The 12,920-nt window shown below is 62.1% G+C and carries 11 protein-coding genes; 4 read left to right on the forward strand and 7 right to left on the reverse strand.

Annotated elements, in window-relative coordinates; all coding sequences use genetic code 11:
• Positions 1–18: 18 nt before the first annotated feature.
• The 3 genes from ACKOED_RS12080 to ACKOED_RS12090 all read right to left on the reverse strand — a co-directional run bounded on the left by ACKOED_RS12080 (position 19) and on the right by ACKOED_RS12090 (position 3,417).
• Positions 19–1,095 carry an ABC transporter ATP-binding protein gene (locus tag ACKOED_RS12080; protein ID WP_408916843.1) on the reverse strand — a complete coding sequence of 359 codons (1,077 nt, stop codon included), beginning with the start codon at positions 1,093–1,095 and terminating at the stop codon, positions 19–21.
• Positions 1,096–1,222: 127 nt separating this feature from the next.
• Positions 1,223–2,365: a Gfo/Idh/MocA family protein gene (locus tag ACKOED_RS12085; RefSeq protein WP_408916844.1), complete on the reverse strand. Its 1,143-nt coding sequence runs from the start codon at positions 2,363–2,365 to the stop codon at positions 1,223–1,225.
• A gap of 2 nt (positions 2,366–2,367) precedes the next feature.
• Positions 2,368–3,417: a sugar phosphate isomerase/epimerase family protein gene (locus ACKOED_RS12090; RefSeq protein WP_408916845.1), complete on the reverse strand. Its 1,050-nt coding sequence runs from the start codon at positions 3,415–3,417 to the stop codon at positions 2,368–2,370.
• Positions 3,418–4,385: 968 nt separating this feature from the next.
• Here ACKOED_RS12090 and ACKOED_RS12095 point away from each other — a divergent pair.
• The 4 genes from ACKOED_RS12095 to ACKOED_RS12110 all read left to right on the forward strand — a co-directional run bounded on the left by ACKOED_RS12095 (position 4,386) and on the right by ACKOED_RS12110 (position 7,912).
• Positions 4,386–4,922, forward strand: coding sequence for a hypothetical protein (locus tag ACKOED_RS12095; RefSeq protein ID WP_408916846.1), 537 nt, complete (start codon positions 4,386–4,388; stop codon positions 4,920–4,922).
• 9 nt (positions 4,923–4,931) lie between these two features.
• On the forward strand, positions 4,932–6,002 hold the full coding sequence (locus tag ACKOED_RS12100; protein ID WP_408916847.1) for a catalase: 1,071 nt from the start codon (positions 4,932–4,934) through the stop codon (positions 6,000–6,002).
• Positions 6,003–6,027: 25 nt separating this feature from the next.
• Complete coding sequence (locus ACKOED_RS12105; RefSeq protein WP_408916848.1) at positions 6,028–7,404, forward strand: Dyp-type peroxidase; 1,377 nt, start codon at positions 6,028–6,030, stop codon at positions 7,402–7,404.
• A 97-nt stretch (positions 7,405–7,501) separates the two neighbouring features.
• Positions 7,502–7,912 (forward strand): hypothetical protein, encoded by a 411-nt coding sequence (locus ACKOED_RS12110; RefSeq protein ID WP_408916849.1) that lies wholly within the window; start codon positions 7,502–7,504, stop codon positions 7,910–7,912.
• Between the two features lie 210 nt (positions 7,913–8,122).
• On the opposite strand, the gene aguB is transcribed toward ACKOED_RS12110, so the two are convergent.
• The 4 genes from aguB to ACKOED_RS12130 form a co-directional block, all read right to left on the reverse strand.
• Positions 8,123–9,010 carry an N-carbamoylputrescine amidase gene (gene aguB, locus ACKOED_RS12115; protein WP_408916850.1) on the reverse strand — a complete coding sequence of 296 codons (888 nt, stop codon included), beginning with the start codon at positions 9,008–9,010 and terminating at the stop codon, positions 8,123–8,125.
• A gap of 5 nt (positions 9,011–9,015) precedes the next feature.
• On the reverse strand, positions 9,016–11,118 hold the full coding sequence (locus tag ACKOED_RS12120) for an NAD(P)-binding protein (RefSeq protein WP_408916851.1): 2,103 nt from the start codon (positions 11,116–11,118) through the stop codon (positions 9,016–9,018).
• A 63-nt stretch (positions 11,119–11,181) separates the two neighbouring features.
• Complete coding sequence (locus tag ACKOED_RS12125; RefSeq protein WP_408916852.1) at positions 11,182–11,574, reverse strand: septal ring lytic transglycosylase RlpA family protein; 393 nt, start codon at positions 11,572–11,574, stop codon at positions 11,182–11,184.
• A 74-nt stretch (positions 11,575–11,648) separates the two neighbouring features.
• On the reverse strand, positions 11,649–12,920 hold a 1,272-nt coding region (locus tag ACKOED_RS12130; RefSeq protein ID WP_408916853.1), incomplete at its 5' end, for an FAD-dependent oxidoreductase.

Consider the following 12,920-nt stretch of genomic DNA (forward strand, 5'->3'; position numbering starts at 1 on the left):
GGCTTCAGGCTGCGCACGTCAGGTCAACACCTGGCCGGTCGCAGCACGGAAGATGTGGATCTTTTTCAAGTCAAACGTAACCGGCATCTCGTCGCCCGGCTTCAGGCCAGTGGCGCTCTGCTCCGGCAGAACCATGCGCAACGTCTCTCCGCCGGCTTCGACCGAGACGACAGTGACATCGCCCAGCGGCTCGATGAGGTGAACGCGCGTGGCCATCGCGGTTTCGCCGGCAACCGCCGGGCGCAGGTCGCTGGGCCTGATGCCGACGATGGCAGCCTCGCCGGCACTGCCGGTGTTGAGCTTGCGCGCGCTGACAAGCTTGCCGAGCGGCGTATCGAGGCTCGCCAGGTCGGCCGCCAGCGTGGCCTTCACCATGTTCATGTGCGGCGAACCGATCTTGCCCGCCACATAGGTGTCGACGGGACGCTCATAGAGTTCATCCGGCGTGCCGCGCTGGACGACGGCGCCATCCCGCATCACCGCGATCTCCTCGCCCATCGACAAAGCCTCAAGCTCGTCCGGCGTGGCATAGACGATGGTCATGCCGAACTGCCGGTGCAGGCGCTTCAATTCGGCGCGCATGTCATGGCGGAGCTTGGCGTCGAGATTGGTCAGCGGCTCGTCGAGCAGCAGAATGCGCGGCCGGCGGATCAGCGAGCGGCCCAGCGCCACGCGCTGCTGTTCGCCGCCCGACAGCGTGTTGGGCTTGCGCTCCAGCCGGTGCGAGAGTTTCAGCATCGCCGCCGTTTCCTTGACGCGCGTGTCGATCTCCTCGCGCGCCACTTTCTCCTCGCGCAGCGGATAGGCGAAATTCTCATAAACGGTGAGATGCGGATAAAGCGCGAAGGACTGGAACACCATGGAGACGCCGCGCCCGGCAATCGGCGCCGTGGTCACATCCCGGCCCTGGATTTCAAGCTGGCCGGCGTCCGTGGCAACCAGGCCCGCAATGGCGCGCAAGGTCGTCGTCTTGCCGACCGAGCTGGGCCCGAACAGCACGAAGAAGCGCCCCTCGGGCACCTCGAAAGACAGATTGTTCAGCGCGCGCACCTTCCCGTAGGATTTGGAAATCCCGGTCAGACGCAGTGCCGGCACGCTACTCCCCGCCATTAACTTTCCCTGTCGCTTCGGCCATTTCAGGCTCTTGTTCCAAAAACGAGACTAGCCGGTCTTCCGCAATTTGCAAGACGCCTGACAGAAATGCCGCCACGGGCCGAACGGCTCAGCCCTTGGCGTTCTCCCACTGGCCGGATTGCGCCGAGCGCAGCACGGCATCGGTGACCAGATCGGTGGCCAGGGCGTCCCGGAAGGTGGGAGCGGCCGGCTTTCCGGAACTCAACCCCTCGATGAAATCCGCCGCCTGGTGGATGAAGGTGTGTTCATAGCCGATCTGCAGGCCGGGGACCCACCATTTGTTCATGTAGGGATGGTCGCCATCGGTGATGTGCACCGAGCGCCAGCCGCGGGTGCGGCCCTCGTCGCGGTGGTCGAAATACTGCAGCCGGTGCAGATCATGCAGGTCCCAGAAGATCGAGGCGTGCTCGCCGTTGATCTCGAGCGTGTAGAGCGCCTTGTGGCCGCGCGCATAGCGGGTGGCCTCGAAGCTGGCGAGCGAGCCATTGTCGAAACGGGCGAGGAACAGGCTGGCGTCGTCGATTCCCACCTTCTCGGTCTTGCCGGTGATGTTGTGGTGGCGTTCCTTGATGAAGGTCTCGGTCATGCCGGTGACCGTCGAGATGGAGCCGTTGAGCCACATCGCGGTGTCGATGCAATGGGCGAGCAGGTCGCCGGTGACGCCCGAACCCGCCACGCCGACATCGAGACGCCACAGGCCCTGGCCGCCCTGCGGCAGGTCCTTCGAGATCGTCCAGTCCTGCAGGAACTTGGCGCGATAGTGGAAGATCTTGCCCAGCTTTCCTTCGTCGATCAGCTGCTTGGCCAGCGTCACCGCCGGCACGCGGCGGTAATTGTACCACACCATGTTGGGCACGCCGGCGCGCTCCACCGCCTCCACCATCTTGCGGGATTCGGCGGCCGAGCGGCCCAGCGGCTTCTCGCACATCACCATCTTGCCGGCCGCGGCGGCGGCAAGCGCGATCTCCATGTGGGTGTCATTGGGGCTGGCGATGTCGATGAGGTCGATCGACGTGTCGTCGATCAGGCGGCGCCAGTCTGTAACACTGGACTCATAGCCCCATTGCTCCGCGAAGGCCCTGGCCTTTTCGGCGTTGCGGGCGCAGATCGTCTTCAGCACCGGGCGGTAATCGAGCGCGAAGAAATGCGGCGCCTGCGCGAAGGCGTTGGAATGGGTGCGGCCCATGAAGCCATAGCCCACCATGCCGATATTGAGCGTCTTCCTGGTCATTTTCAGCCCGCCCATCCATGCGCGTCGCGCACCTTGATCATGGCGCCCAGAATGTCGTTCCAGGTCTGCTGCTTCATCATCACCTCGTTGGGGAACATGCAGCCGTCCCAGCAGATATGCTTGAAGGCCTTGGTGAGCGAGCCATCCTTGTTGCGCAGCCACAGCCCGGCATGCTTGGTGATGTCGAGCCGGCCGTTGGGATCGGTCACCATGCAGTGGCGGCCGGTCTTGTCGTGATAGCCCATGCCCTTCACGGTGCCGTCGTTCTGGGCGACGTGGAAATCGATGGTCCAGGGCCGCAGCACATCAGTCATCCTGACCAGCGCCGCGTCGAGCGCCGCCTTGTCCTTCCAGTCGAAGCCTTCAGGGAGCAGGGCGGCTTCCGGCGCGTTGTAGCCCATGGTGAACAGCAGCGTGTGCGCCATGTCGGCCTGGAAGCCGATGATGCCGGGGCGGTCGGTCTGTTCCAGCGTGTCGATCATCGCCTTCCAGCTGTGCATGCCGCCCCAGCAGATTTCGCCCTCGGCAGCCAGCCGCTCGCCATAATCCTTGGCAACGTCGCAGGCCTCACGCCAGGTCTGGGCGATGAGCTTCGTGTTGCCCGCCGGGTCCTTGGCCCAGTCGGCGGGGCTTGCAGCCGAATCGATGCGGATCACGCCATAGCTGCGCACGCCCAGCTCGCGCAGCCTTTTGCCCAGCTCGCAGGATTTGCGCACATTGGCCACGAATTTCTTGCGGTCCTCGGCCGAGCCCATGGCCGAGCCGCCGCCCACCGGCGGCCAGACCGGCGCCACGATCGAGCCGATGGCCAGCTTGTGGCGGGCGGCCTTGTCAGCCAGCTGCTTTGCCTCGTCATCGCTGAAATCAATGTTGGTGTGCGGCGCAGCATGGAAAATGTCGATACCATCGAACTTCACGCCATCGACCTCCGCCTTGGCCGTGAGCGCGATCATGGTGTCGAGATCGATGGGCGGCTCCGAATCCGGCCCCTTGCCCACGAGCCCCGGCCACATCGCATTGTGAAGCTTCGGGAAATTGTTCTTGGCCGCCATGGTTCCTCCCCTGCGGTTTCAGTGTTTTGGGGGAGTTTAGACGGAACACTGGCTGGCTGTCCAGAAACCGGGAAGAGGGTGGGAGTGGACCTATCTGAACTGAGATGATGCTCACCTGACAGTTAGCCCATCCGTAGGACGCCAGGACCAGAGTTGCCACGCCGCCCCGATAGGAGGTGGAGATGGGGTTGCGCCTCGACGGTCAATGGCCTGTCGACGGCCGGCGAACCTGGCTCGACACGATCAATGAGATGCAGACGGCAAGCGATAAGGTCCTTACCGGCGGCAACACCAATTGGTCCCGCCCCAGCCTCGTCGGTGTGCAGCGAAGGTCAGATCATTACCTGTCTTACACAACTCGCTCTGAAGCGATTGCGACAACACGAGTATAAGCCGAGCAAAAACAAGTCGAATTGCGACCTGTTTCAGACTGTTCTCGCCCATACGTCGAGCTCCGTGCTCAGTCTGAGTCAGCAACGCCGCGAGTCAGCCATTTTGTGATGCCTCACAACATCGCTGTGAAAGGCACCATAGATTGTCTTTGGCGCCAGGCTGGATTTTGCCCTTGACCCATATTCATTCCTCAACTACAGATAGCTAAATGAGGTGCATCGGAAAAAAGTCCATGCGTTTCCTGTCAGCAAACGCCACGTTCAATGCGTCGAGACGCGTGATTGGGCATGGTGGACTGAGAGACGGCGCGCGCGAGCGTCGTCAGGATGGCCCGTTGTTCATCGCTAAGAGCGACAATTCTCACCCGCATTGTGAATGTGCCGGAAGACCAAGCATGGCGTGAAGCAATCACATCCGCACTGTATCCCAGCTTTCACACTGGCACATCTGCACATCGGATTGGCCAAGACATGGCTTCAAACAATCATCATAACGCAGTCCGGCCACGATCTGCGAGTGCTAGTTTGACATAATTAAAATCCAAAAGTGTAGCAGTCAAAATATGGAGTTTCAACATGGCTGACCCCAACACAACAATCGATCCGTCTGTCGACCCCACGGAAATTGCGAAATGGAAACAGGAACCATTCCGGCAACTTGAGGGAACCGGGCTGCGGATCGGCAAGAAAGCTGAATTCACCCTGATCGCCCCCCTAACCAAGGATGGCGCGAAGATATTCAAGGAGCGGCTTCCCAAACTGCAGGCAGAGGCCGCCTACTGGGAAGGCAAGCTCGGAACAGTTCATGATTTGCGGGTGGCGCTGATCGGTGACACGCATGTTCTGTTCGCAGCGACCTACAGCGATGATTTCAAGCCCTACGTGATGGACGTGATCCACTTCGCGACGCCCTGGATCGACCATATGTTTGTTGGTGTCGCGGAAGGGTTCCCGGGCCTTGGTTCTCCAGATGCGGTTGCATTTATCGAGAAGTATCAGATCGAAGCCAAGCTCTGGTATGCATCAAATCCGGATCTCACCGTTCGCGAGATCACCCGCGCAGGCAAGGTGTTCAAGACCTTCAACGAACTGCTGGACGCCGCACAGAGCTAAACGCTTTGCATGGCGCCGGATGAAATCGGCGCATTTTTCAACATCACAATAGCAATAGAAGGAGCTCCACAAATGGTTCCGAGTCAATATGATCGATCTGAAAAGATCGTAAAGCTAATCCATGGCGTGTTCGGATTTCATCCCACCTACCGCGCGTTTCATGCCGTGGGCGACATCTATCGCGGGACTTTTACGCCGATCCCCGAGGCAAAGAAATATACCCGCGCAATGCATTTTCAGCAGCCGGTGCCAGCGACAGTGCGCTTCTCTGGTGGGGGTGGCAATCCCGATGCGCCGCCGAGCACGACCGCGGGAATGGCCACGAAGTTCTATCTGCCCACAGGGCGCGTTACCGATTTGATTGCCCTCAACGCCGTCTCCTTCGTCGCCAAGACTGTAGATGAATTGGTGGGTTTGATTGAAGCAATCGAACCGGACCCGGTCACAGGGAAGAAGGACGACGCAAAAGCTCACGCCTATATCTCGTCCATTCCCAGCATGGCCGCCGCCCTGGCGCTACGCAAGCAAATCCCCGCGCCGGTCAGCTTTTCCAAAAATATCTATAACGCCGTTCATGTGTTCCGTTTCCTGAACGAGAAGGGCGACGTAACGCATGTCAAATATCATTGGGTGCCGGAAGACGGCGTCGAAGGGCAAAGTGTCGAAGTACAACAATCGCTTCCACGCGATTATCTGTTCACCGAAATGCAAGAGCGGATCAAGAAAGGGCCTGTCCGTTTCACTCTGGAACTGGAGATCGGAGAAGAGGGTGATCCGCTTGACGATCCTACGGCGCTCTGGCCAGAGGGGCGTAAACGCGTTGCCGTGGGTAAACTGGAATTGGTGGCAAGGACTTCAGTGGAAGAAATTGGCGATCCGGTCATGCAACACGATCCTACCCGGATCACCGATGGTATTCAGCTGACCGACGATCCGATCATCGAAGCCCGGCGTGGCGCTTACGATGCCTCCGTCGCTGATCGCTCAGGCGGCTGGCGTAGCTGTCCTTTCGCCAAGATCGCGGGGCCTGCGGCGGGCGCGGCGCCCGATCCCTCCTATCGCGGCGGCGGTAAGAGCTGAACGGCCGTTAGCGCGAGTACATATCATGCCGTCAACTTCGCAAACCGTTGACCTGAATGACGTGCAGGCGACGGTTTTACGCCCGCGGCCTTCTCCCTATTGCGGCCAGTACATCGTCTTAAAGATTAATGACGCTGCACAAGGCCGTGCAATGGTGGGAAGGCTGATCCCTCATGTCGCGTCGGCAAGCCGCTGGTGGGAGCCGAGCTACATGGGATGGCTTGGCATCGTGTTCACATATAGCGGATTGGCGGCCCTGGGCCTTCCACAGGACTCCCTCGACAGTTTTCCCGACGAGTTCAAACAAGGAATGGCAGCCCGTGCGAACGTCTTGCATGATACGGGGCCAAACGCCCCCGAACATTGGCTAACCCCTTTCGGATCCAAGGATGTCCATGTTGCACTGGCGATCTATGCGAAAGATGCTCCTTCGCTGGAAGAGTGCTTAAGCCTTGCACGCACAGTACACGAAGGGTTGCCTGGAATTGAGGTTCTTTATCGCTTGAACTTCAGCGAACTCCCGGGCGGGCGTAATCCATTCGGGTACCGCGACGGTCTGCATAATCCCCCGATTGAAGGGACCGCCGAAAGCGCCAGCCAGGGCCCAACGTCTGCGGCGCCGCAGGCGGCCGCCGTCAAGGAAGTTGAGCCTCCTCTGAAAGCAGGAGAGATTCTGCTGGGTTACGAAGACGAACTCGGCAAGGTCGCTCAAACGCCCGTTCCTGAAGCGTTGAGGCTAAACGGTTCTTTTGCTGCGATACGGATGTACCAGGCGAACGTCGCCAGTTTCCGGCGCTTCTTGCGCGACAATTCGAATTCCCCTGAAGAGGAGGAGCTTCTAGCGGCAAAAATGGTAGGCCGCTGGCGCAGTGGCGCACCGCTGGTTCTGGCTCCTGAAACGGACAACCCGCAGCTGGGGCAGGACAATGTCGCCAATGACCGGTTTAGCTACTCTGACGATGAGCGCGGCCTCCTGTGTCCGGCGGGCGCCCATATCCGGCGGATCAACCCTCGCGATGCGCTCAAGAACGACATCGTCAATGTGAAGCTCCACAAATTCATCCGCCGCGGAACCAATTTCGGCCATCCCCTTCCGGAAGGTGTCTTCGAGGACGACGGGGCCGAGCGTGGGGGTGTATTCTTGCTGATTGGGACGGATCTTGGCCGCCAGTTCGAGTTTGTCCAATCGCAATGGATCGCGAATGGAGACTTCGTCCATCTTGGCAATGAACAAGACCCTATGGTTGGAAACAACGGGCCTGACGCGCAGTTTACCATTCCAAAGAAGCCATTGCGCCGGCGGATCAACGGCGTTCCGCAATTCGTAACGCTGCGCGGTGGCGAGTACTGCTTCATGCCCGGCATCAAGGCCCTGCGTTGGATCGCATCGCTGGGCGCCTGACTCTATCGGACGGATATTGGAGAAAGCCGCTCCGCTTACTAAGCGGCAGCGGAACCGTGTTGTAAATCCACTCAGTACCTACCAGAGGAGAACAGCTATGACAAAAGACGAACAAGATATTATCGGAAGGTACCGCGCCTACTGCGATGCCTGTCAGGCGAATGAGCTGTCGCGGCTTGGAGAATTCTGGATTTTTCCAAGCTTCTTCGTTTTCAATCGCAATAATACGAAAACCGAGATCGGGATCATCAGCAATCTTGATGAGATCGTAAAGCTCTACAGCGGGTCTTTCGGCCCCAAGACCGGCGTCAACAAGACTGTCATCGATTCACAGCGAGTCGAGTTCTACGCCAATGATCTTGCGACGATTCAGACCACTCTAAGACACCTTGCGGATGACCGGCTCATCAATACCCAAAAAGCCATCTATGGATGCGTCAAGCGTCCGGATGGCAAGTGGTATTTCATGCAGCATCTGAGCCTTGAAGACGCCACTGCCAAGCGATAGTGAGCTTGGCGTCAGCCAGCTGATCATGGAAACGGCTTTGCTGCCTTGAGGCAGCAGAGCTGTCATCCGCGGCATGATCTGAGTTGGTGTCTATCTGACCGCCTAGGCCATCGGCAGAGCGTCCGGACCGGCGTGATCATTTGAGGCCAGCGCACCAGTATTGAGGCTAGAGGTGGAAAGTCAGTCACCACCGGCACCTACCACACCCCCTCACCCCACCGCACTCTTGTTCCTTCCGTCCAGCGTCAGCAGTGCGCCGTAAAGTTCCGGGCGGCGGTCCCTGAACAGGCCCCAGGAGCGGCGCAGGTCGGCGATGGCGGCGAGGTCGAATTCCGCAAGCCTTATCCCTTCCTCCACCCGGTCCATCTCGGCGAGTTTCTCGCCCTGATGGTCGGCGATGAAGGAACGGCCATAGAAGATGTCGAAGCGGCCGTCGGGGGCGGTCTCGCGGCCCACCCGGTTCGCGGCCAGCAGCGGCATGATGTTGGCGGCCGCGTGGCCGCGCATCACGTTTTGCCAGTGGGTGGAGGAATCATAATCCGGGTTCGGCGGCTCGGAGCCGATGGCGGTGGGGTAGAGCAGGAGTTCCGCCCCCATCAGCGCCATGGCGCGCGCCGCTTCCGGGAACCACTGGTCCCAGCAGATGCCGAGCCCGATACGGCCCGCCGCGGTGTCCCACACCTTGAAACCGGTGTCGCCCGGCGAGAAATAGAATTTCTCCTGATAGCCGCGGCCGTCTGGAATATGGCTCTTGCGGTAGATGCCAAGCTGGCGGCCATCGGCATCGACGATGACGGTGGTGTTGAAATGCACCGTGCCCGCCCGCTCAAACACGCTCACCGGCAGCACCACGCCAAGCTCGCGGGCCAGCGCCGCGAAGCGTTTGACGGTCGGGTGGCGGTCGATCTCCGTGGCGCGGGCCAGAAACGCCGCATGCTGCTCGATGCAGAAATAATCGCCGTCGAAGAGTTCCTGCAGCAGCACCAGCCCGGCACCCTCCGCCACGGCGCGGCGCACCAGCGCCTCGGCCTTGTCGCAGTTCCGGGCCCAGTCGTTTTCGGAAGCCATCTGGGTGATGGCGGCTTTGAGCCTGGTCATGGCGGTCAGTCCTTCAGGCGGGCGATTTCGCGGCGGAACGGAAGTTCATCGCCCAAAGGTTCGGCGTCAAGCTCCTCGGCGTAGCGGTGGCCGGCATAGGTGGCCCAGGCGATGGCGGCGGGGGCATTGGCGTCGCCGATCACCTTCACCGACTGGATGCCATGGCCGGCCCATTCTTCGCGCCGCTCAGCGAGCGCCAGATAGAGGCCGTCCTCGGGAAGCCTGGCGGTGACCATCACCACCGCATCGCAGGCCAAGCGTTCAAGCCTGCCCGTATAGGTGCAGCGCGCTGTCACCGCGCCCTTCTCAACGCTGGCCAGGCCGCGCGTCACCCGCACATCGACGCCCGCTTCGAGGAGCCGCGCCTGGATCGCCGCCTGCTCCAGCGTGTTGAAGCTCCATTCGGCGGCCCGCGAAGAGGGCGTGAGGAAGATGACCTTGCAGCCCTTGCTGATCAGCAGCTCGGCGATGACGCTGGCCATGTAATAGTGGTCATCGTCATAGACCGCCACCACGCCGGCGGGGAGCTCGCCCGCCATGATGTCATCGGGCGTGAACACCGGCATTGCCGGATCCAGCGGGACCGGCAGCAGATTGTAACGCGCCACGCCGTCACGCCGCCAGCGTGCGCCGGTGGCGATGGCCACATGGGAGAAGCCGAAACCGAGAATGTCATCGGCGGAAAGCCGCGAGTCCCGGTAGACGCCGACATTGGCCATGCGGGCGATCTGGCCCTGGCGGTAGTCGCGCACCCGGCCCCAGGCGCTGAGCCCTGGAAGGCGGCTTTCGCGGCTCACCCGGCCGCCGAGCTCAGCGGTGGCTTCGGCAAGCGCCACCTCATAGCCTCTCAAGCCCAGCTTGTGCGCGGCGGAAAGCCCGGCCGGCCCCGCCCCCACCACCAGCACCCGCGCGTCCGATTGTTTCGGCCTGATGCGCTCCGGGTGCCAGCCCTTGCGCCACTCCTCCATGAAGGATGAATTCTGCGTGCAGCGTGACAGCGACATGGTCATATCGCCGGTGACGCAGATGTTGCAGCCGATGCATTCGCGGATGTCCTCGATGCGGCCTTCGTCGATCTTGCGCGGCAGGAACGGGTCGGCGATCGATGGCCTGGCCGCGCCGATGAAATCCATCAGGCCCTGGCGCACTTGTCTGACCATCTGGTCGGGCGAGGTGAAGCGGCCGACCCCCACCACCGGCTTCGGCGTCAGCTGTTTGAGGCCGCGGATCAGCTCTTCCTGGGCGGCCTCGGGCTTGAAGCGCGAGGTGCCGGAACAGGCCTCCCAGGTGCCATGCGCGAAATCCCACAGATCGGGGAGATCGGCATGCATGGCAACGAGGTCGCGCAGCTGCGAATTGGAGAAGCCCGCCTCGCCGGCGAGCTCGTCGAGCGACAGGCGCACCGCGATGGCGCAACGATCGCCCACCTCGTCGCGGGCATCCGAGATCAGCTCCTTCAGCAGCCGGGCGCGGTTGGCGAGCGAGCCGCCATATTCATCGCTGCGCTGGTTGGTGCGCGGCGACAGGAAATGCTGGATGATGCCGAAGCCATGGGCGCCATAAAGGCAGAGGATGTCGAAGCCCGCCCGCTTGGCCCGCCGGTAGGCCAGCCGGTGCCAGTGCCGGAGGTTGCGGATGTCCTCTTTGTCCATGGCGCGGGCCTGCACGGGGTCGCTGGTGAAGGTCAGGATCGGCGTATGCGACGGGGCGAGCGGCACCTCGCGGGTATAGAGATTGGGGCCATTGGCGCCGCTATAGGCGAGCTCGATCCCGGCCAGCGCGCCATGCGAATGAATGGCATCGGCCATTTTGGTCAGCGCCGGAAGATCCTCGTCGTCCCAGATGCGCAGCTCGATGAACGGGGTGATTTCCGAACTGTGATGAATCTCCACCTGCTCGGTGAAGATCACGCCCCAGCCGCCCTCGGATTTGACACGGCGCATCTCGGCGGCGGCGGACGGGTCACGATAGCCGCCGCCATTGCAATGCGGCACCTGATAGAAGCGGTTCCTGGCGGTCACCGGCCCGATGCGCACCGGCTCGAACAGAATGTCGTAGCGCGGGTCGCGCAGGCGGCGTCCTGTTATCGGCGCTGAACCGTCATCCATGGCGTCCTCCCCGGTTGGGCGCAGATTACCCAATTCCGGCGACGAGCACAGCCACAAGCCTGCTTACCGGAGCTGGACGACCTCGCCCGAGGGCTTTTCGGCTTTCCTGAGGGGCACGATCTTCACTGTGGCGACGCCGCTCGCCGTCATGTTCAGCGCCTGGGCGGCGGCGAGGCTGAGGTCGATGATCCGTCCGCGGGTAAACGGGCCACGGTCATTGATGCGCACGATCACCGACTTGCCGGTCCGCACATGGGTGACCAGCACCTTTGTGCCGAACGGCAGCGTGCGGTGGGCGGCGGTATAATCCCTGGGGTTGAAGCGCTCGCCATTGGCCGTGTACTTGCCGTGCCGGTAATAGGAGGCCTTGCCGGTCTGGACTTCGGCGGCCGCGGCGGGCAGCGCCGTAACCGCGATGGCCGCGCTGGCGGCCAGGGCGAAAAACGCCTGGTTCATACTCGAACTCACCCCTGACTGTTATCGTTGCCCACGGCTGATGACGGGCAACTACGGCAGGAATGTGATAGGCGTCAATTGGTTAACGTCATGCCATCAAGGGGGATGGCGGGGCGTTTTCCGGCGATCAGGTCAGCGGTCACCCGCGCCGCGCCATGGCTCATGGTCCAGCCCATGTGCCCCTGGCCGGTGTTGAACCACAGGTTCTTCATGCGCGAGGGGCCGAGGATCGGCGTTCCCTCCGGCGTCATGGGCCGCAGCCCCGCCCAGTAGCTGGCCTTGCTCCAGTTGGCGCCATCCGGAAACAGGTCCTTCACGGCGGCGAGCATCGCGGCGAAGTCGCTGGGCCGGTGATCGCGCCCATAGCCTGAAAACTCCGCCGTGGCGGTGACCCGCACCCGGTTGCCATAGGGCGCATAGGCCACGAGCTTCTCCTCATCGACGCCGCCGATGCTGGGCGGGTTGTTGCGCCCGGCCATCGGCGCGGTGATGGCATAGCCCTTGACCGGATAGACCGGCAGGTCGTGCCCCAGTTCAGCCGCCAGATGCGGGGAATAGACGCCGAGGCAGAGCACGATGATATCGGCTTCCTCGCGGCCCTTGTCGGTCAGCACGGCGGTGATCCGCTCGCCCGCCTTCTCGAATCCCGTGACAGTGGTGCTGAACTTGAAGCCAACACCCTGCTCCTTGAGCCACTGTCCCATGTTGAGCGCGAACATCCGGCAATCGCCGCTTTCGTCGTCCGGCGCATAGAGCGCGCCGGCGAGCTTGTCCTTCACGGCGGCCAGCGCCGGGTCGCGGGCGGCAACGCCATCGCGGTCCAGCGTCTCGATGCGGCAGCCATTGTCGGAGAGGATGCGCGACTTGGCGGCCGCTGCCGCCAGCGCCGCCTCGGACCGGTAGAGGTAGAGAAGCCCGCCGGTCCGCCCGTCATAGGCAACGCCGGTGCGCCGCACCGTCTCGTGGAATACGGAGAGCGAATAGTTGCACAGCTTCACCTTGCGCACCGTGTTGCGCGCGGCGCGTTCGGCCGTGCACTCGCCCCAGAAGCGCCACATCCACTTCCAGAAGCGCGGGTCGGCGGTGAATTTGAAACGCAGCGCCTGGTCGCCCCGCCACAGCGAGCGCAGCAGGATCCTGGGCGCCGCCGGCGACGACCAGGCATAGGCATGGCCGGGCGCGAACAGGCCGGCGTTGGAATAGCTGGCGAAGAAGCCCGGGCCATCGAGGCCAAGCCGCGCAAGCTCCTCCCTAGGAAGGAATTCGGTGTCCTCACCGAATGTCGCCTTCAGAAACGCCTGTTCAGCACGGAGTTCCGCGATGCGGTTCGGGCGGTGGGCCAGCGT

Origin of the sequence: Aestuariivirga sp., assembly GCF_046093005.1 — a bacterium.
Lineage (GTDB): Bacteria > Pseudomonadota > Alphaproteobacteria > Rhizobiales > Aestuariivirgaceae > Aestuariivirga.